This is a genomic window from Paracidovorax avenae ATCC 19860 (assembly GCF_000176855.2).
Classification (GTDB): Bacteria; Pseudomonadota; Gammaproteobacteria; order Burkholderiales; family Burkholderiaceae_C; genus Paracidovorax; species Paracidovorax avenae.
Window position 1 is genome coordinate 3,912,585 of the sequence record NC_015138.1, and the last position, 18,544, is coordinate 3,931,128.

The window sequence follows — 18,544 nt, forward strand, 5'->3', positions numbered from 1 at the left end:
GCCCCCTACTTCAGCCGCGGCTGCACGATGATCTTCACCGCCGATTCATTGTTGTGGATCAGCGTGTCGAACCCCTTGGCCACCAGGTCCTCCAGCTGGATGCGCTGGGTGATGAAGGGCTCCAGGTTGATCTTGCCCTGCTCGACGAGCTTGATGGTTTCCTGGTGGTCGTTGCAGTAGGCAATGGTGCCGCGCACGTCCAGTTCCTTCATCACCACGCTGTGCACGTTGATGGTGGCCGGGTGGCTCCAGATGGAGACGATCACCACCACGCCCGTGGGCCTGGTTACGGCCACGAGGGTGTCGAGCACCTTGTTGACGCTGGAGCATTCGAACGCCACGTCCACGCCCTGGTCGCCGGTGAGCCGCATCACCTCGGCCACCACGTCCACCTCGGAGGGGTCGAGGATGTGGTCGGCCACGCCGGATTCGCGCGCCTTCTGCTTTCGCTTGCCACTCAGCTCGGTGACGATCACCGTGAGGCCCTTGGCCTTCAGGATGGCCGACAGCAGCAGGCCGATGGGGCCGGCCCCGCCCACCAGCGCCACGTCGCCGGCCTTGGCGCCGCTGCGGGTGAAGGCATGGTGGCCCACCGAGAGCGGCTCGATCAGCGCGGCCTGGTCCAGCGGAATGGCGTCGGAGATGGGATGCACCCAGCGGCGCTTGACGGCGATCCTTTCGGACAGGCCGCCACCGCGCCCGCCCAGGCCGATAAAGTTCATGTTCTTCGACAGGTGGTAGTGGTCGCCCGGGCCCGTGGGCACGTCGTCGGCCACGATGTAGGGCTCCACCACGACGTGCTGGCCGACCTGGATGTCTGTCACCCCTTCGCCCACGGCATAGACCACGCCGGAGAATTCATGGCCCATGGTGACGGGGGCGGATTCGCCCGAGATGGGGTGCGGATGGCCGCAGGGCGGGATGAAGATCGGCCCTTCCATGAACTCGTGCAGGTCGGTGCCGCAGATGCCGCACCAGGCCACTTCGATGCCCACGGTGCCGGGCTCCACCACGGGTTCGGGAATGTCTTCGATGCGGATATCGCCACGGCCGTGGAAACGTGCTGCTTTCATGATTCGACTTTCTGATGTGTCAGGTGGGGGGACAGGACGGCACACTGCCGTCCATCTTGATCCGGTGGGCCCATCCGGCCCTTGCGTCAGCGCAAGTGGTGCACCTGCTGCAGGCCATAGACCTGCACGGGCAGGCCTTCCTGGCGCGCCTTGAGCTGCAGCGCCAGGTACAGCGAGTAGTGGCGGGACTGGTGCAGGTTGCCGCCGTGGAACCACAGGGCCTCCTGCTGCGTGGGCTTCCACATGTTGCGCTGCTCGCCCTCCCACGGGCCCGGGTCCTTGGTCGTGTCCGAGCCCAGGCCCCAGACCTTGCCCACCTTGTCCGCCACCTCCTGGCTGATCAGGTCCGCCACCCAGCCGTTCATGGAGCCGTAGCCGGTCGCATAGACCACCAGGTCCGCCGGCAGCTCGGTGCCGTCCTCCAGCACCACGGCGTTTTCCGAGAGGTGGCTGATCTCCTTGCCCGCCTGCAGCTTGATGCTGCCGTCGATCACCAGGTCGCAGGCGCCCACGTCGATGTAGTAGCCCGAGGCACGGCGCAGGTACTTCATGAACAGGCCCGAGTCGTCGTCGCCGAAGTCCAGCATGAAGCCGGTCGCTTCGAGCTTGCGGTAGAACTCCGCATCGCGCTCGCGGATGCGGTCGTACACCGGCACCTGGAAGTCGGCCATGATGCGGTAGGGCAGCGAGGCGAAGATCAGGTCCGCCTTCTTGGTCGTCACGCCGTTGGCCAGGGCACGCTCCGAATACAGGTCGCCCAGGCCGATCTCCATCAGCGATTCGGAGCGCACGATGTGCGTGGACGAGCGCTGCACCATGGTCACGTCGGCGCCGTGCTCCCACAGGGCGGCGCAGATATCGTGCGCGGAATTGTTGGCGCCGATCACCACCACCTTCTTGCCCGCATAGGCGTCCGGGCCGGGGTGCTGCGACGAGTGCTGCTGCTCGCCCTGGAAGACGTCCTGGCCCTGGATCTTGGGCACGTTGGCCTTGCCGGACATGCCGGTGGCGAACACCAGGTGCTTCGGGCGCAGCACCAGCGTCTCGCCATCGCGCTCCACGGTGACTTCCCACTCCTGCCTGTCTTCATCGAAGCGGGCGTTCAGGCAGTTGGTGGACGGCCAGTAGTTCACCTCCATCACCCGGGTGTACATCTCCAGCCAGTCGCCGATCTTGTCCTTGGGCGCGAACACGGGCCAGTTGTCCGGGAAGGGCAGGTACGGCAGGTGGTCGTACCAGACGGGATCGTGAAGGCACAGCGACTTGTAGCGGTTGCGCCATTGGTCGCCCGGGCGCGCGTGGCGGTCGATGACGATGTGCGATACGCCCAGCTGGCGCAGCCGCGCGCCCAGCGCGATGCCGCCCTGCCCTCCGCCGATGACCAGCACGAAGGGCTGCTTCTCGCGGCCCAGTTCCTCGGCCTCCTGGCGGCGGCGCTCCAGCCAGGTCTGGCGGCCGCGCCGGATGCCGTGCTCGGCCCCTATCGGGCGGCGCGTGCCCAGGGGTTCCTCATACCCCTTCAGCTCCTGGGCGGCCGTCAGCAGCGTCCAGATGCGCCCGTCCCGGATGCGCACGTGGCCGCCGCCGCGCGCATGCCGCGTGTCGACCACGATCCAGGCGGACAGCACGCCGTCGGCTTCCTCCACCGTCTCGCGCTCGTCCAGCGCAAAGCGCACGGGCGCGGCGGCGTCCAGCTGCGCGGCCAGCATGTCGGCGATCTGGCCCTGCCCTTCCAGGGTCTTGATGTTCCAGGTGAGCAGCACGAGGTCGCGCCAGTAGCACTCCTCGGCGAACAGGCGGCTCGCGGCCGTGAAGTCGCGGTCCGCCAAAGCGCGGTTGAGTCGGTCGAGCAGCGCCTGGGCGCGGGCTGCAGCCGTCGTATCGGTCATCGTTGTCTCCTTGGATGGTGGTCATGCCCGCTGGTTTTTTTCCGGGCGGTACGGTTCAAGGCAACCGCCATGCCAGCCATGCCGGGCACCGCTGGCCGGCGCCGGATGCCAGGCAAATCAACGGGTTGGCAGCGCGCCCCTGGTACAAACCCCTTGCTCCCTGCCCTGCCGGCGGTGGTGGCCGCACGCGACAGGCGGCGCACCGTGCGACACCTGTCGCACCCCGCGTGCTGCAGCGCAGCAGTAGCAATGGGTAAATCTCGATGGGTGAGGCACGGCCCCGGGCACACAATCGCCCACGGCACGTTCCAAGACCGCATCGACTCCACGCCATGCCTCTGCAGTCCTACGCCTCGCACGTCCAGGAAATCGAAGCCTTCGGCTCGGGCTACCCCACGGGCAGCCAGGACCGCGACCGCGCCGTGCTGCGCAGCTGGCGCCGCTGCATCGACCACCACCGGCTCGACCCGGCGCAGACCAGCGAAGCCCACATCGTTCCCGATGGCGAACTGCGCGCGCACCGCGAGGAATCCGGGCCGCTGATCCACATCGCCCGCCATGCGCTGGAGCGGCTGTACCAGCAGCTCAAGGGCCTGGACTACGTGCTGCTGCTGGCGGACCGGCACGGCGTGGCGGTGGACTTCCTCGGGCACGAGGCGGACGCTGGCGACCTGCGCCGCGCAGGCCTGTACCTGGGTGCGCAATGGCGCGAGGAACACTCCGGCACCTCGGCCGTGGGCGCCTGCCTGGAGACGGGCGAGGCGCTGACCGTACACCAGAGCGACCATTTTGATTTCACGCACACGCGCCTGTCCTGCACGGCCGCGCCCATCTACGATCTGCGCGGCGAACTGGCGGCGGTGCTCGACCTGTCGCTGCTGCGCTCGCCCGCCGAGCGGGCCAGCCAGAACCTGGCGCTCAACCTCGTCGTGGCCGCAGCGCGGCGCGTGGAGCATGCCAACCTGATGGCGCAGTCCGGGCAGGACTGGGTGGTGCGCCTGGCACAGTCACCCGACTTTCTCGATGTCGATCCCGACGCCTCGATCAGCGTGGATGCGCGCGGCCGCATCCGCGCCATGACCCACGCAGGCGCCCGCCTGCTGACAGCCGCAGCCCAACTGGACTGGCGCCAGCGCCGGACGCTCATCGGGCAGCCGCTGGAGCGATTTTTCGACGTGGATTTGCGCCACCTGCCCGAGCTGCGCCGCCACCGCCCGGCGCAGGAGCGCATCATCCGCGCCCGCGACGGCAGCATCCTCTTCGCCCATGCCATGGAGCCGCAGCGCCGCACACGCCAGCTGCGCGCGCAGGGCACGCAGGCCGAGCCGCCGCTGCCTCCGGCGCTCCAGGCGCTGGACACGGGCGATGCGGCACTGCAGGCGCTGCTGCGCAAGGCGGCCCGGCTCGCGCCGCAGATGCTGCCCATCCTGGTGCAGGGTGAGACCGGCGCGGGCAAGGAATACCTGGCCCGCGCGCTGCATGCCGCCAGCGGCCGCAGCGGCGCCTTCATCGCCATCAACTGCGCAGCCATTCCCGAGGCGCTGCTGGAAAGCGAACTGTTCGGCTACCTGCCCGGCACCTGGACCGGCGCAGCCGCCAGGGGCCGCGAGGGGCTGATCGCCGCGGCGCACGAAGGCACGCTGTTTCTCGACGAGATCGGCGACATGCCGCCGGCCCTGCAGGCCAAGCTGCTGCGAGTGCTGTCCGAATCCGAAATCACCCCGCTGGGCGCCCGCGCGCCGCGGGCGGTGTCCGTGCGCTTCATCTCGGCCTCGCACCGGCCGCTGGCCGAACTGGCGCGGCGCGGCAGCTTCCGCGAAGACCTGCTCTACCGCCTCAACGCCGCCGAACTGCAGTTGCCTGCGCTGCGCCAGCGCAGCGACCTGCAGGTGATCGCCGACCGGATGCTGGCCTCCCTGGGCAGCCACCTGCACCTGGGCGACGCCGCCCGCGCCGTGCTGGCCGCGCATGCCTGGCCCGGCAACCTGCGCGAGCTGCACAACGCGCTGCGCTATGCCGCGGCCCTGTGCGGGGAGGATGGCGACGGCACCATCGGGCCCGGACACCTGCCCGATGCGCTGCTGGCGGCGGACAGCACGCCACCCGGGACCGCCCCGGCACACCCCGCCAGCGGGTCCGCCGCGCAGGCGCTGGAGCAATTGCTCGAACAATGCCAGGGCAACGTCTCGGAGGCCGCGCGCCAGCTCGGCGTCAGCCGCTCCACCATCCACCGCCGCATCCAGCAGCTGCACCTGGGCGTGCGGCATGCCCGCTGGCGCGGGTCATAGCACGCGGCAACCTACTTCGAACCCCGCGGGCCTCCCGGGCCTCGGGTCGCACCGCGGCCGCCGGGCTGCGGTCCCTGTGAGCTTTCCGGCCCTGGCGCTGCCGCGGAGCCGGTAGCACCCGGGTCCTGCTCCGCCACGGGGGCGTGTGAGGCAGCCCGGGCTGCCGCACGGACGAGCGACGGGCCGGTGCCCGTCCAGCGCTGCACGGCGCGGCGCAGGCTGCGCGCGCTGGAGTAGCCCGTCTTCTCCGCCACGTCTTCCATCGAATGGCTGGAGCGGCACACCATCGTGAGCGTGCGGCGCCGGCGCTCCTCGCTCACCAGGCCGCGGTAGGTCAACCCTTCCTCGGCCAGCCTGCGGCGCAGGGTGCGTTCGCCGAGATTCAGCGCGGCCGCGATGTCCGACAGCGGGGGCGCGAGCGTCTGGCAGCGCCGGAGTACCTGCACGACGGCGGCACCGAGGTCCGTCCACGGTCCGGGTGGCCAGGCCTCCAGCAGCAGTGCCCGCATCCTTGCCACCACGCTGGGCTCGGCCGTCCTGAGCGCGAGGGCCTGCGGCGGCAGGCTCAGCCGGTGGTCGCCCGTTTCGAACTCGACCCGGCAGCCGAAGGCCTGCTCGAACTCCACCAGGTCCGCCGGGCGCGGCAGCGCGAACTGCACACGCAGGGGATGGAATTCCGCGCCGAGCACCTGCTGCACCATGGCATGGATCGATGCGAGCGTGTAAACCGCCAGGAAGGGCTCGACTTCCGGATCATCGACGCGGGGCCGGGCCACGATGTGGAAATGCTGTTCCGTCCGCTCGCTGTACACGTTCAGCAGGCAGCCCCCGGCGCGCTGGAACTCGATGAGGAACTGCAGCATGTCATGGACGTTCGCGCACGCCATCATGCCCAGCCCCAGCGCACCCAGCGCCACGATGTTCGCCTGCCCCCCGAATCGCAACCCTTGCTCGATGCCGGGCGCCGCACTCCAGAAACGGCGGGTGACCTCCAGGGTCTGCCGGTACGACACCTGCAGTCCCGGGGCATCCAGCTCCTGCGGCCCCAGGTCCAGCCCGCGCGTCAGCCGCTCCGCAGTCAGGCCGCGGGTCCAGGCCCTGGAGACCAGCAGGCGGATCAGCAAGGGAGCGATGTCCGCGCGGTGCCCGCTCCGGGAAACGATAGATGTTGTTGTCCTGGTCTGCATGTGGACCAGATTTTCACACTTTCCGCAGAGAAATAAACTTTTTTTGCCGAAACACTACTAAATTTATCAAATCTACTTACAATTGGCCGAATGGGTACCGCAACTTTGTCAATTCGGTCCCCATGCTCGCGCAGCCTGAGATTTAAGGTTGTCCTATCGGCAGACCAAGGCCCATATCTCTTTCCTTGGCTGCTTTCAAGGGGGGCATTGCCATATGAACGGAGATAGGGAAAAGGCCTGGAACGGCCTGGTCGCGCCATGCACCGGATTGCTCGGTGCGGTCGCAGCGCTCGGGTTGTCCGGTGCGAGCCTGGCGGGCGTGTCCTGTGCCGTGGCGCTCGTGGCTTGCGGCGCGGTGGGGGGCTGGATTGCCTGGCGGCCCCGGCGCACCGCGCCGGACGAACTTCTCGGGCTCATCGCGGAGTTCGAGGCCTTCAGCGCCGCCATGGCGCCCGTCTGGTCGGGGCAGATCGAATCGTCGCGCGGCCAGATGGAAGAGGCAATCGCGCAGCTCAGCGCCCGGTTCGCCAACATCGTGCAGCAGCTGTCGCGCACGCTGGACCAGTCGGCGCGCGATGGAGCGGGCCCGGGGGACGCGGAAGCCGTGTACGCCCGCAGCCAGGCGCAACTGCAGGAACTGGTGGGATCGCTGCGCGACGCCATGCAGGGCAAGGCGCAGATGCTGGCCAAGATCGAAGACCTGCAACGCTTCGTGGGAGAGTTGCAGGACATGGCCGAAGCGGTCGCCCGCATCGCCCAGCAGACCAACCTGCTCGCGATCAACGCGACCATCGAAGCGGCCCACGCGGGCGAACGCGGCCGCGGCTTCGCGCAGGTGGCGCAGGAAGTGCGCTCGCTGTCGCAGATGTCCGGGGACACCGGGCGCCGGATCATCGCGGCCATCAACGCGATCCATTCGGCGATCAACGAGACCCGTGCCGCGGCCCAGCTGTCGCAGAACCAGGAGCATCGCGTCATGGCCGACTCCGAAAGCCGCATTTCCCAGGTGCTGGAACAGTTCCGGCACCTGACGGACCACCTGGCGCAGTCGGCGGACCTGCTGCGCCACGACAGCCGCCAGATCCAGCTGGAGGTGAACGACTCGCTCGTGCAGCTGCAGTTCCAGGACCGGGTCAGCCAGGTGCTCAGCCACGTGCGCGACAACATCGGCCGCATGCCCTCGGTCGTCCAGAACCACCACGCCCTGTGCGCCAGCGAAGGCGCCCTGCGCCCCCTGGATGCCGGCCCGCTGCTGCAGGAACTCGAGGCGACCTACGCGATGGCCAGCGAGCGCGCCGTGCACCGCGCCGGCTCGGCAAAGACAAACGCGCCTGCGCCCTCGCAGCACGAAGAAATCACATTTTTCTGAAGGACCTTTTTCATGGCAAAGACCATTCTGATCGTGGACGACTCCGCTTCCGTGCGGTCGGTCGTGGGCATCGCGCTCAGGGGCGCAGGCTACGACGTCATCGAAGGCTGCGACGGCAGCGACGCGCTGCGCCGGCTTACCGGCCAGAAGGTGCACCTGATCATCAGCGACGTGAACATGCCGAACATGGACGGCATCACCTTCCTCAAGACCGTGAAGGCCATGCCGGCCTACCGCTTCACCCCGGTGATCATGCTCACCACGGAAAGCCAGGAGGCGAAGAAGCGCGAGGGCCAGCTGGCCGGCGCCAAGGCCTGGGTGACCAAGCCGTTCCAGCCGCCCACCCTGCTGTCGGCCGTGGAAAAGCTGGTGCTGCCATGACATCGATCACCACGCTGGCCCTCGACGGCGAGCTCACCATCTACCGGGCCGCGGAAACGCGCACAGGCCTGCTCGCCGCGCTTTCCGACAGCCCCGAGGGCCTGGAAATCGATCTGGCGGGCGTGACCGAGATCGACAGCGCAGGCGTGCAGCTGCTCATGGCCGCCCGCCGCGATGCGCAGGCCCGGGGCCAGTGGCTGCGCTTCACCGGTTGCAATGCGCCGGTGTCGGAGGTCCTCGCGCTGTTCGACCTGTCCGCATTCTTCGGCGAGACCCTCGCCGCCGGCACACCGACCGAGGGAGACGCCCCATGAACATGGAACAGGCACTGCAGGCCTTCATCGCCGAGAGCGGCGAGTTGCTGGAGGACATGGAGCAGGCCCTGCTGGGGGTGCTGCAGGAGGACGATCCCTCCGACTCGGTGAACGCGATCTTCCGCGCGGCGCACACCATCAAGGGGTCCGCGGGCCTGTTCGGCCTGGACTTCATCGTGGACTTCACGCATGTCGCGGAAAGCGTGCTCGACAAGGTGCGCGACGGCGCCATCCCCCTCGATGAATCGGTCGTTTCCCTGCTGCTGGCCTGCGGCGACCACACCGGCCGCCTCGTGGCGGCCGCGGCGGCCGGCCACACCCAGGCCGACGAGCAATTGCAGGCCGACGCGCAGCCGCTGCTGGAAGGCCTGAACCGGCTGCTGGAGAATGCCGGCGCCGCGCCGCGCACCGACCAGCCCGTCCGTCCGGCCGACGGCCTTGCCGCCCCGGCGCCGGCCGCGGCCGGAGGCCGCGCACCGGACCACTGGCACATCTCCCTGCGCTTCGGCCGGGACGTGCTGCGCAACGGCATGGATCCCCTGTCGTTCCTGCGCTACCTCAACAAGCTCGGCACGATCACGGGCATCGCCACGCTGCCCGACGACCTGCCCGCGCTGGCGGACATGGACGCGGAGTCCTGCTATCTCGGCTTCGAGATCGCGCTGCGCAGCAGTGCCGGCAAGGCCGACATCGAAGGCGCCTTCGAGTTCGTGCTCGATGACTGCGTGGTGCACATCCTTCCGCCGGACAGCGAGATCTCCCGCTACATCGACCTGATTGGCACCATGGGCGCCCACGGGCAGGATGCCTCGGTGCGCCTGGGCGAAATCCTCGTGCAGTGCGGCAGCCTGACGCGCCGGGAGCTCGACGAGGCCCTGCAGCTGCAGCACCACGGCGCGACCGAGCCGCTCGGCCAGTTGCTGGTGGAGCAGCGCCGCGTGCAGCAGCCGATCGTGGAGGCGGCGCTGGTGCGCCAGAAGCAGATCAAGGAAAGCCGCTCGGCCGAGCACCAGTCGGTGCGGGTCGATGCGGAAAAGCTCGACCGGCTCGTGGACCTGGTGGGAGAGCTCATCACCGCCACGGCCACGGCCACGCAGGCGGGCCGCCACGTACAGAACGTGGCCCTGCAGGAGGCGCATTCCACCCTCAACGGACTGGTCCAGGAGATCCGCGACAGCGCACTGCAGCTGCGCATGGTCCGCATCGGCGCGACCTTCAACCGGTTCCAGCGCATGGTGCACGACGTCTCGCGCGAAATCGGCAAGGACATCGTCCTGCAGGTGCGCGGCGAAGACACCGAACTGGACAAGACCGTGGTCGAGAAGATCGCCGATCCGCTGACGCACCTGGTGCGCAACAGCATGGACCACGGCATCGAGCCGGTCGCCCTGCGCACGGAGCGCGGCAAGCCCGCATGGGGCACCGTGTCGCTCAATGCGTACCACGACTCCGGAAGCATCGTGATCGAGGTGGGCGACGACGGGGGCGGCCTGTCGCGCGACCGCATCCTCGCCAAGGCCGTCGAGCGCGGCCTGGTCGATGCGGGCAAGGCGCTCCCGGACGAGGACATCTACAACCTGATCTTCGAGCCCGGCTTCTCGACGGCCGACCAGGTCACGAACCTTTCGGGCCGGGGCGTCGGCATGGACGTGGTCAAGCGCAACATCGCGGCGCTGCGGGGCACGGTGTCCCTCGACAGCCGCCCGGGCCTGGGCACCACCACCACCGTGCGGCTGCCGCTCACGCTGGCCATCATCAACGGCTTCCAGGTCGCCGTGGGGCGCTCCGTGTTCGTGCTGCCGCTCGAATCCATCGAGGAGTGCATCGAGTTCCGGGAAGACAGCGGCCACGACTACACCGAGCTGCGCGGGCGCGTGCTGCCGTTCATCCGGCTGCGCACACTCTTCCATGTGCCGGACCCGGCCGGTTCCCGCCAGAGCATCGTGGTGGTCCGGGAAGGCTCGCAGCGCTTCGGCCTGATCGTGGACCGGCTCCTGGGCGAGGCGCAGGCGGTGATCAAGCCGCTGGCGCAGATGTTCGCCCACCTCCAGGGCATCAGCGGCTCCAGCATCCTGGGCACCGGCGAGGTCGCGCTGATCCTGGACATTCCCGCGCTCGCGGCGAAGGCCATGGCCTCGCAGCGCAACGCATCCGACGCCGTGGGCGCCGCGTCGCAATGACGGCCACCGCCCCCATCCAGACATCCCATCGCCCTGAAGGCATCCCCATGTTCAAAAATCTCAAGGTCGCAACCAGGCTCTATCTGGGCTTCGGGACCATCCTCGCCATCCTGCTCATCCTCACCAGCACGGCGTACATCAATTTCGGGGCGCTCACGGAGGCGAACCGCTGGAACGTCCACACCTACGAGGTGATGTCCGAGATGGACAACGTGCTCGACGCCCTGGTCAACGTGGAGACCGGCGAACGGGGCTTCGCGCTCACCGGGGAGGACGCGTTCCTCGATCCCTACAAGGCAGGCTTGGCCAGCCTCAGGCAGCACCTGGACAAGGCCAAGGCCCTCACGCAGGACAACCCCAAGCAGCAGGAGCGGCTCGCGAGCATCCAGGCTTCCAGCGAGGAGTGGATCACGAAGGTCCTGGAGCCGGAGATCGCCCTGCGCCGCAGCGTGAAGGACGGCAAGGCGTCCATGGATGCCGTGGTGGCCAGCGTGACCGCCGCCAAGGGCAAGCAGCACATGGACCGCATGCGTGAACTGCTCGCCCAGGCCCGCGGCTCCGAAAGCGAACTGCTGGCCGTGCGCAGCCGGGAAGCGGAATCCCGGCACGCCACGACCAACGCCGTGCTGGTCTTCGGCAGCCTGCTGGCCGCGGCGCTGGCCGCCATCATCGCCATGGTGATCGTGCGCGGACTGCAGAACGTGCTCGGGGGCGAGCCGGCATATGCCGCCGAGGTGATGCGCCAGGTCGCGAAGGGCGACTTCACCGTGCAGGTCGCCACCCGGCCGGGCGACCAGAGCAGCCTGCTGAACACGGTGAAGGACATGGTGCGCATGTCGGGCGAGAGCATCGACGACGTGGTGCGCGTGATGGGCGCGGTCGCCCAGGGCGACCTGACGCAGACCATCACCGCCGAATACCAGGGCGCCTTCGGGCAGATGAAGGAATACGTCAACAAGACGGTGACCAGCCTGTCGGACATCGTGACCGAGGTGAACGCCGGCGCGGAAGCCCTGGCGGGCGCCTCGGAAGAGGTGAGCGCCACCGCCCAGTCGCTCAGCCAGGCTGCCAGCGAGCAGGCCGCCGGCGTCGAGGAGACCAGCGCATCGCTCGAGCAGATGACCGCCTCCATCTCCCAGAACACCGAGAACGCCAAGCTCACCGACAGCATGGCCACCAAGGCCGCCTCCGAGGCCACCGAAGGCGGTGAGGCCGTCAAGGCCACCGTCGTGGCCATGAAGCAGATCGCCCAGAAGATCAACATCATCGACGACATCGCCTACCAGACCAACCTGCTGGCCCTGAACGCCGCCATCGAGGCCGCACGGGCCGGCGAGCACGGCAAGGGCTTCGCCGTCGTCGCCGCCGAGGTGCGCAAGCTCGCCGAGCGCAGCCAGGTCGCCGCCCAGGAAATCGGCGACGTGGCCAGCTCCAGCGTCGAACTGGCCGAGCGCGCCGGCACCCTGCTGGGCGAGATGGTGCCCAGCATCCGCAAGACCTCCGACCTCGTGCAGGAGATCACCGCCGCGAGCGAGGAGCAATCCTCCGGCGTGGGCCAGATCAATGCCGCCGTCGGCCAGCTCAGCCAGACCACGCAGCAGAACGCCTCCAGCTCCGAGGAACTCGCCGCCACCGCCGAGGAAATGAGCAGCCAGGCCGAGCAGCTGCAGCAGACCATGGGCTTCTTCCAGCTGGCCGGCAGCACGCCAGCCAAGGCCGCGGTGCCCGCGGCCCGGAGCCGGCAGGCCAGGAAGCCGCTGGCGGCCCGCAAGCCCAAGCCGAGCCTGGCCCTTGCCGACACCGCCTTCGCCGATGGAGTGGACGAATCCCAGTTCGCCCGCTACTGACCTGCCCGCCCCTCTTTTCGTCTCACACCGGAGGACATCACCATGTTCGGCCCCTTGAAACTATCGACCAAGCTCTTCGGAGCCTTCCTCATCGTGCTGGCCCTGATGGTCGGGCTGGGCGCCTACGCCATCAACCAGCTCGCCACGGTGAACCAGTCCACCGAGGACATCGCCACCAACTGGCTGCCCAGCGTCCGGACCATCATGCTGTCCAAGTCGAACATCAACCGCCTGCGGGTGCTGGAGATGCGCACGCTCATGGACACCAATCCCGCCGAAGTGCGGGAGTCCGTCAAGGAGGGGGTGGAACGCATCGCGGCCACCCGCAAGCTCTGGGCAGACTACGCCAAGCTGGTGAGCTCCCCGGAGGAACAGCGCCTCTATGACCAGAGCAAGGAGGCCATGGAGACCATGTTCGCCGAGCACGAGAAAATGGGGGCCCTGATCCAGCAGGGCAACATGGCCGAAGCCCGCGCCGTGCTCGACGGTGACGCACGCAAGGCCTACAACACGGTCCGGGCCCTTTCCGACAAGCTGTCCGACCTGAACGTCGCCGGCAGCGACAAGGCTGCCGCGGATGCCGCATCCACGTATGCCCATGCGCGCACGCTCACCATCTCCATCCTGGCTACCTGCGCAGTACTGGCACTGGCCCTGGCCTTCCTGATCACCCGCTCGCTGGTGAAGCAACTGGGAGGCGAGCCCGCCTACGTCGCGGAGATCGCCAACGCCGTCTCCAACGGCGACCTGACGCTGCAGATCTCCACCCGCCAGGGCGACACCACCAGCGTGCTGGCCGCGATGAAGAACATGGTGGACAAGCTCTCGCGCGTGGTGACCGACGTCAACAGCGGCGCGGAAGCCCTGGCGGGCGCCTCGGAAGAGGTGAGCGCCACCGCCCAGTCGCTCAGCCAGGCCGCCAGCGAGCAGGCCGCCGGCGTCGAGGAAACCAGCGCATCGCTCGAGCAGATGACCGCCTCCATCTCCCAGAACACCGAGAACGCCAAGCTCACCGACAGCATGGCCACCAAGGCCGCCTCCGAGGCCACCGAAGGCGGCGAGGCCGTCAAGGCCACCGTCGTGGCCATGAAGCAGATCGCCCAGAAGATCAACATCATCGACGACATCGCCTACCAGACCAACTTGCTGGCCCTGAACGCCGCCATCGAGGCAGCACGGGCCGGCGAGCACGGCAAGGGCTTCGCCGTCGTCGCCGCCGAGGTGCGCAAGCTCGCCGAGCGCAGCCAGGTCGCCGCCCAGGAAATCGGCGACGTGGCCAGCTCCAGCGTCGAGCTGGCCGAGCGCGCCGGCACCCTGCTGGGCGAGATGGTGCCCAGCATCCGCAAGACCTCCGACCTCGTGCAGGAGATCACCGCCGCGAGCGAGGAGCAATCCTCCGGCGTGGGCCAGATCAATGCCGCCGTCGGCCAGCTCAGCCAGACCACGCAGCAGAACGCCTCCAGCTCCGAGGAACTCGCCGCCACCGCCGAGGAAATGAGCAGCCAGGCCGAGCAACTGCAGCAGGCTATGGGCTTCTTCAAGCTCTCCGGAGGAACGCCGGCCCGCACCGCCTCCAGCGCAGCCCGGACCGCTGCGGCAAGAAAACCCGTGCAGTCCCGCAAGGCCGGCCCCAGCCTCGCCTTCGCGGGCGCCGCGGGCGCGGACGGGATCGACGAATCCCAGTTCACCCGCTATTGATGATTGCCGAGGACGCCCGCATGCCCAACGCCAAGCATTCCCCCGCCTCCACGGCCCCGTCCGAGGCGGCCGCCGCTGAAGCGGCACAGTACCTCACGTTCCAGCTGGGGCGCGAAATGTTCGCCATCGGCATCCTTGCGATCAAGGAGATCATCGAATACGGCGAACCGACCGCGGTGCCGATGATGCCGCGCTCCGTGCGCGGCGTCATCAACCTCCGCGGCGCCGTGGTGCCCGTCATCGACCTGCAGGCGCACTTCGGCGGCGAACCCGCGGCCGTGGGCAAGCGCACCTGCATCGTGATCGTCGAAGTCGGTGCGGACCAGGAACGCCAGGTGATCGGCGTCGTGGTGGATGCCGTCAACGAAGTCATCGACATCAGTCCGGCCGACATCGAGCCCCCTCCCCCCTTCGGGGCCCGCATCCAGGCAGACTTCATCCAGGGCATGGGCAAGGTGCGCGATCGCCTGGTGGTCCTGCTGAACCTGGACCGCGCCTTCTCCACGCAGGCACTGGCCGAACTGGCCCGGCTGCCGGCCGATACGGCCGAGCCCCGCTGAGAAGCCCCGCCCCGCTGCGCCCGACCACGCCCGCCACCGAATGAACGCCCCTGACCCGTCCCTGCCCAGTGCGGCCGCCTGCTCGGTCCTCGTCGTCGATGACAGCACACCGCAGCGGCAGCATGCCGTGCGGCTCTGCCACGACCTGGGCATCGGGCAGGTGCTGGAGGCCTGCCATGGCCGCCATGCCCTGGAGGTGATCGCGGCGATGGACCCGCAGCCCAGCCTGGTCGTCGTGGACCTCGAGATGCCCGAAATGGACGGCATCGAACTCATCGAAGCCCTGCAGCAGCAAGGCCTGCGCATTCCGATCCTGCTGCTGTCGGCACACGGGGATGCGCTGCTGGATTCGGTCCAGTCGCTGGGCACGTCGGTGGTGCGCGGGCTGCACAAGCCGCTGGCCAGCGGCGACCTGCAGGCGGTGCTGGAGGAAGTGCTGTCGCCGTCGGCGCCCGCCGCCGACCGGCGCCGCGCCCCCCGCATGCCGATCGATGCAGCGATGCTCGAACAGGCCATCCGCGAAGGAGGCATCACGCCCCACTTCCAGCCCAAGGCGGACACCCGCACCGGCATGCTCCGGGGGGTCGAGGCCCTGGCACGCTGGAACCATCCGGTGCTGGGCATGGTGCCGCCGGACGAATTCATTCCGCTGGCCGAGAGCGCGGGGCTTATCCACGCACTGACGCTGTCCATGATGGAGCGCAGCTTCCTGCAGTGCGCCGCCTGGCAATCGCGCGGCATGCGGCTCACGCTGTCCATCAATCTGTCGCCGCAGCTGCTGGCCTTGCCGGACATCGTGAACGAGATATGCGCGCGGCAACTGCGGTACGGCCTGGCGCCGTCGCAACTGATGCTGGAGGTCACCGAAGGATCGATGGTGGAAACCTCCAGCGCCGCGCACTCGGCATTGGTGCGCCTGCGGCTCAAGGGGTTCGGCTTGTCCATCGACGACTACGGCACCGGGTTTTCCTCGCTGCAGCAGCTCTCGCGCATACCCTTCTCCGAACTCAAGATAGACCGCTCGTTCGTGCATGGCGCCCATCGCCGCAAGAGCCTGCGCGTGATCCTCGAGTCCGCGCTCGACCTGGCGCGGCGGCTCAACCTCTCCACGGTGGCCGAAGGCGTGGAACACCTGGAAGACTGGCGCCTGCTCCAGGACTTCGGCTGCACCAGTGCCCAGGGCTGGCTGATCGCCAAGGCGATGCCCGGGGAAGACCTGCCCACCTGGAACCGCACCCACCGCACGCGCCTGGACGCCCTGCGGCTTCCCTGACCACTGCCACCCATGCCATCCAGAACCATCTCCGATCGCGATTACGGGAACTTCCAGCGCTTCATCTTCGATGCGGCCGGCATCACCCTGTCACCGGCGAAAAAAGCCCTGGTCTGCGGGCGCCTGGCCAAGCGCCTGCACGCGACCCGGGTGGCGGGGTACTCGGAATACTTCGCGCTGCTGCAAAGCGGCCAGGATCCCGCCGAAGTGCAGATGGCGATCGACCTGCTCACCACCAACGAAACCTATTTCTTCCGCGAATCTCGGCATTTCGAGCTGCTGCGCAGCGCCGCGCAGCAGCCCGGCGCCACCTCGCCGTTCCGCGTGTGGAGCGCCGCCAGCTCCAGCGGCGAAGAGGCCTACAGCATCGCCATGGTCCTGGCGGACTGCCGAGGCAGCCAGCCTTTCGAGGTGGTGGGCACCGACATCAGCACGCGCATGCTGGACAAGGCCCGCACCGGCCACTACCCCGAGCAGCGCGCCCGCCAGATCCCCGAACCCTACCTGCGGCGCTTCTGCCTGAAGGGCCAGGGGCCCCAGGCGGGAACGCTGCTGGTGGCGCGCGAGCTGCGCCAGAAGGTCCGTTTCCTTCACGCCAACCTGAACACCCGGCTCCCCGACCTGGGCAGCTTCGACATCGTGTTCCTGCGCAACGTGATGATCTACTTCAACGGCGACACCAAGCGCGACGTGGTGGCCCGCGTGATCTCGTTCATCCGGCCGGGCGGGTACCTCTATATCGGCCACTCGGAGAGCCTGCACGGCATCGATGCCGCCATGGTGCAGATCGCACCCTCGGTCTATCGCAAGCCATGATGTCCGGAGCCGCACGTGCCGACGTCTTTCAGGCCCATGGACGTCTTCCTCCAACCGGGGGAATACTTCGTGGGTGACGACACCATGCGGCTACGCACCATGCTGGGCTCCTGCGTGGCGATCACGCTGTGGCACCCCGCGCGCCGCATCGGCGCCATGTCGCACTTCCTGCTGGCCGACCGCGGCCGCCCCGCCCGGCCCGGCGAACTGGACGGCCGCTATGGCGACGAGGCGCTGGAGCTGATGGTGCGCGGCCTGCGGCGCCAGCGCGTGTCCATCGCCGAATGCGAAGCCAAGATCTTCGGCGGCGGCAACATGTTTCCCACCCGGCCCCGGCCCGCGATGGACTCCGTCGGCACCCGCAACGGCCACGCCGCACGGCAACTGCTGGCCGGGCGGGGCATCGGCGTCCGCAGCGAACACCTTTTCGGCGACGGCCACCGGCAGGTGGTGTTCGACGTCGCCAGCGGCGCGGTCTGGGTCCGCCAGGTCCCGCCGGCCGCACTGCGGCAGCCGTAGCCGCCCCCCTTCCAGCGCTTCACAGCACAGCCAACCATCCCCATGAAACCCATCCAAGTCATCGTCGTGGACGATTCCGCCGTCGTGCGCCAGGTACTCACCGGCCTGCTCGGGGAGGCGCCCGGCATCGAGGTGCTGCATGCGGCAGCCGACCCGCTGCTGGCCATGGAGCGCATGAAGCACCAGTGGCCGGACGTGATCCTGCTGGATGTCGAGATGCCCCGCATGGACGGCATCACCTTCCTGCGCAAGATCATGGCCGAGCGCCCCACGCCCGTCGTCATCTGCTCCACCCTCACGGAAAAAGGCGCCAGGACCACCATGGAGGCGCTCGCCGCCGGCGCGGTGGCCATCGTGACCAAGCCCCGGCTGGGCCTCAAGAGCTTCCTGACCGAGAGCGCGGACGAACTGGTCGCCACCGTGCGCGCCGCGGCGCGCGCCAACGTGCGGCGCCTGGCCCGGCAGCCTGCAGCGCCCGCGATGGCGCCCCCGCCCGGCAAAAACACCGCCGACGCCATCCTGCCGCCCGGTGCGGGCCGCGCGATGGCCCAGACCACCGAGCGCGTGGTGGCCATCGGCACCTCCACCGGCGGCACGCAGGCTCTGGAAGAGGTGCTCACCGCCCTGCCCCGCGTATGCCCCGGCATCGTCATCGTGCAGCACATGCCGGAAAAATTCACCGCTGCCTTCGCCAGCCGCCTGGACGGCCTGTGCCGCATCGCCGTCAAGGAGGCGGAAAACAACGACCGCGTCGTCCCCGGCCGCGCACTGATCGCCCCGGGAGGCAAGCACATGCTGCTGCGGCGCAGCGGTGCCCAGTACCACGTGGAAGTGCTCGACGGCCCCCTGGTGAACCGCCACCGCCCCTCCGTGGACGTGCTGTTCCGCTCCGTGGCCAAATGCGCGGGCGCCAACGCCCACGGCATCATCATGACCGGCATGGGCGACGACGGCGCCGCCGGCCTGCTCGAGATGCACCAGGCCGGCGCCCGCACGACCGCCCAGGACGAAGAGAGCTGCGTCGTCTTCGGCATGCCGAAGGAGGCGATCAAGCGGGGGGGCGTGGACAAGGTGCTGCCGCTGTCGGCGATCTGGCGGGAGATCGGGGGGGCTTAGGGAGGGGCCAGCCGCCGAAAGCCGGCCCGCAGAC

General features: G+C 68.8%; 15 protein-coding genes. 12 read left to right on the top strand and 3 right to left on the bottom strand.

Going from position 1 to position 18,544, the window contains the following annotated elements:
* Positions 1 to 5: 5 nt before the first annotated feature.
* Together ACAV_RS17060 and ACAV_RS17065 are read right to left on the bottom strand one after the other, a co-directional pair.
* Entirely contained in the window at positions 6 to 1,073 is a 1,068-nt protein-coding gene (locus tag ACAV_RS17060) for a 2,3-butanediol dehydrogenase (RefSeq protein ID WP_013595834.1), read from the bottom strand.
* 86 nt (positions 1,074 to 1,159) lie between these two features.
* On the bottom strand, positions 1,160 to 2,962 hold the full coding sequence (locus tag ACAV_RS17065; RefSeq protein ID WP_013595835.1) for an NAD(P)/FAD-dependent oxidoreductase: 1,803 nt from the start codon (positions 2,960 to 2,962) through the stop codon (positions 1,160 to 1,162).
* A gap of 332 nt (positions 2,963 to 3,294) precedes the next feature.
* On the opposite strand from ACAV_RS17065, the gene ACAV_RS17070 reads away from it, so the two are divergent.
* Complete coding sequence (locus tag ACAV_RS17070) at positions 3,295 to 5,250, top strand: sigma-54-dependent Fis family transcriptional regulator (protein ID WP_013595836.1); 1,956 nt, start codon at positions 3,295 to 3,297, stop codon at positions 5,248 to 5,250.
* A gap of 11 nt (positions 5,251 to 5,261) precedes the next feature.
* On the opposite strand, the gene ACAV_RS17075 is transcribed toward ACAV_RS17070, so the two are convergent.
* Positions 5,262 to 6,374 (bottom strand): AraC family transcriptional regulator, encoded by a 1,113-nt coding sequence (locus ACAV_RS17075; RefSeq protein WP_244875483.1) that lies wholly within the window; start codon positions 6,372 to 6,374, stop codon positions 5,262 to 5,264.
* A gap of 277 nt (positions 6,375 to 6,651) precedes the next feature.
* Between ACAV_RS17075 and ACAV_RS17080 the strand changes: the two genes are divergently transcribed.
* The 11 genes from ACAV_RS17080 to ACAV_RS17130 are packed head-to-tail and all read left to right on the top strand — an operon-like array spanning position 6,652 to position 18,510.
* Positions 6,652 to 7,806 (top strand): methyl-accepting chemotaxis protein, encoded by a 1,155-nt coding sequence (locus ACAV_RS17080; RefSeq protein ID WP_013595838.1) that lies wholly within the window; start codon positions 6,652 to 6,654, stop codon positions 7,804 to 7,806.
* 12 nt (positions 7,807 to 7,818) lie between these two features.
* Positions 7,819 to 8,187, top strand: coding sequence for a response regulator (locus ACAV_RS17085; protein WP_013595839.1), 369 nt, complete (start codon positions 7,819 to 7,821; stop codon positions 8,185 to 8,187).
* Positions 8,184 to 8,501, top strand: a complete 318-nt coding sequence (locus ACAV_RS17090) for an STAS domain-containing protein (protein ID WP_013595840.1) — start codon at positions 8,184 to 8,186, stop codon at positions 8,499 to 8,501. Before ACAV_RS17085 ends, ACAV_RS17090 begins: the two co-directional genes overlap by 4 nt.
* Positions 8,498 to 10,681: a chemotaxis protein CheA gene (locus ACAV_RS17095; RefSeq protein ID WP_013595841.1), complete on the top strand. Its 2,184-nt coding sequence runs from the start codon at positions 8,498 to 8,500 to the stop codon at positions 10,679 to 10,681. The genes ACAV_RS17090 and ACAV_RS17095 overlap by 4 nt, the downstream gene beginning before the upstream one ends.
* Before the next feature lie 47 nt (positions 10,682 to 10,728).
* The gene (locus ACAV_RS24165; protein WP_041828806.1) at positions 10,729 to 12,528 is read left to right on the top strand and encodes a methyl-accepting chemotaxis protein; all 1,800 of its coding nucleotides are present in this window, start codon (positions 10,729 to 10,731) and stop codon (positions 12,526 to 12,528) included.
* Positions 12,529 to 12,570: 42 nt separating this feature from the next.
* Positions 12,571 to 14,226 carry a methyl-accepting chemotaxis protein gene (locus ACAV_RS17105; RefSeq protein WP_013595843.1) on the top strand — a complete coding sequence of 552 codons (1,656 nt, stop codon included), beginning with the start codon at positions 12,571 to 12,573 and terminating at the stop codon, positions 14,224 to 14,226.
* A 20-nt stretch (positions 14,227 to 14,246) separates the two neighbouring features.
* Entirely contained in the window at positions 14,247 to 14,786 is a 540-nt protein-coding gene (locus ACAV_RS17110; protein ID WP_049791265.1) for a chemotaxis protein CheW, read from the top strand.
* Between the two features lie 40 nt (positions 14,787 to 14,826).
* On the top strand, positions 14,827 to 16,059 hold the full coding sequence (locus ACAV_RS17115) for an EAL domain-containing response regulator (RefSeq protein ID WP_013595845.1): 1,233 nt from the start codon (positions 14,827 to 14,829) through the stop codon (positions 16,057 to 16,059).
* A gap of 12 nt (positions 16,060 to 16,071) precedes the next feature.
* On the top strand, positions 16,072 to 16,875 hold the full coding sequence (locus tag ACAV_RS17120) for a CheR family methyltransferase (protein ID WP_013595846.1): 804 nt from the start codon (positions 16,072 to 16,074) through the stop codon (positions 16,873 to 16,875).
* 36 nt (positions 16,876 to 16,911) lie between these two features.
* Positions 16,912 to 17,394: a chemotaxis protein CheD gene (locus ACAV_RS17125; RefSeq protein ID WP_013595847.1), complete on the top strand. Its 483-nt coding sequence runs from the start codon at positions 16,912 to 16,914 to the stop codon at positions 17,392 to 17,394.
* Between the two features lie 42 nt (positions 17,395 to 17,436).
* Positions 17,437 to 18,510 carry a protein-glutamate methylesterase/protein-glutamine glutaminase gene (locus tag ACAV_RS17130; protein WP_013595848.1) on the top strand — a complete coding sequence of 358 codons (1,074 nt, stop codon included), beginning with the start codon at positions 17,437 to 17,439 and terminating at the stop codon, positions 18,508 to 18,510.
* Positions 18,511 to 18,544: the final 34 nt, after the last annotated feature.

What these genes read in the sequence shown, in the direction of transcription:
- ACAV_RS17065 (WP_013595835.1), bottom strand. Translation starts at nt 2,962, where the DNA reads ATGACCGATACGACGGCTGCAGCCCGCGCCCAGGCGCTGCTCGACCGA.
- ACAV_RS17085 (WP_013595839.1), top strand. Translation starts at nt 7,819, where the DNA reads ATGGCAAAGACCATTCTGATCGTGGACGACTCCGCTTCCGTGCGGTCG.
- ACAV_RS17080 (WP_013595838.1), top strand. Translation starts at nt 6,652, where the DNA reads ATGAACGGAGATAGGGAAAAGGCCTGGAACGGCCTGGTCGCGCCATGC.
- ACAV_RS17120 (WP_013595846.1), top strand. Translation starts at nt 16,072, where the DNA reads ATGCCATCCAGAACCATCTCCGATCGCGATTACGGGAACTTCCAGCGC.
- ACAV_RS24165 (WP_041828806.1), top strand. Translation starts at nt 10,729, where the DNA reads ATGTTCAAAAATCTCAAGGTCGCAACCAGGCTCTATCTGGGCTTCGGG.
- ACAV_RS17115 (WP_013595845.1), top strand. Translation starts at nt 14,827, where the DNA reads ATGAACGCCCCTGACCCGTCCCTGCCCAGTGCGGCCGCCTGCTCGGTC.
- ACAV_RS17095 (WP_013595841.1), top strand. Translation starts at nt 8,498, where the DNA reads ATGAACATGGAACAGGCACTGCAGGCCTTCATCGCCGAGAGCGGCGAG.
- ACAV_RS17070 (WP_013595836.1), top strand. Translation starts at nt 3,295, where the DNA reads ATGCCTCTGCAGTCCTACGCCTCGCACGTCCAGGAAATCGAAGCCTTC.
- ACAV_RS17125 (WP_013595847.1), top strand. Translation starts at nt 16,912, where the DNA reads ATGGACGTCTTCCTCCAACCGGGGGAATACTTCGTGGGTGACGACACC.
- ACAV_RS17105 (WP_013595843.1), top strand. Translation starts at nt 12,571, where the DNA reads ATGTTCGGCCCCTTGAAACTATCGACCAAGCTCTTCGGAGCCTTCCTC.
- ACAV_RS17110 (WP_049791265.1), top strand. Translation starts at nt 14,247, where the DNA reads ATGCCCAACGCCAAGCATTCCCCCGCCTCCACGGCCCCGTCCGAGGCG.
- ACAV_RS17060 (WP_013595834.1), bottom strand. Translation starts at nt 1,073, where the DNA reads ATGAAAGCAGCACGTTTCCACGGCCGTGGCGATATCCGCATCGAAGAC.
- ACAV_RS17130 (WP_013595848.1), top strand. Translation starts at nt 17,437, where the DNA reads ATGAAACCCATCCAAGTCATCGTCGTGGACGATTCCGCCGTCGTGCGC.
- ACAV_RS17090 (WP_013595840.1), top strand. Translation starts at nt 8,184, where the DNA reads ATGACATCGATCACCACGCTGGCCCTCGACGGCGAGCTCACCATCTAC.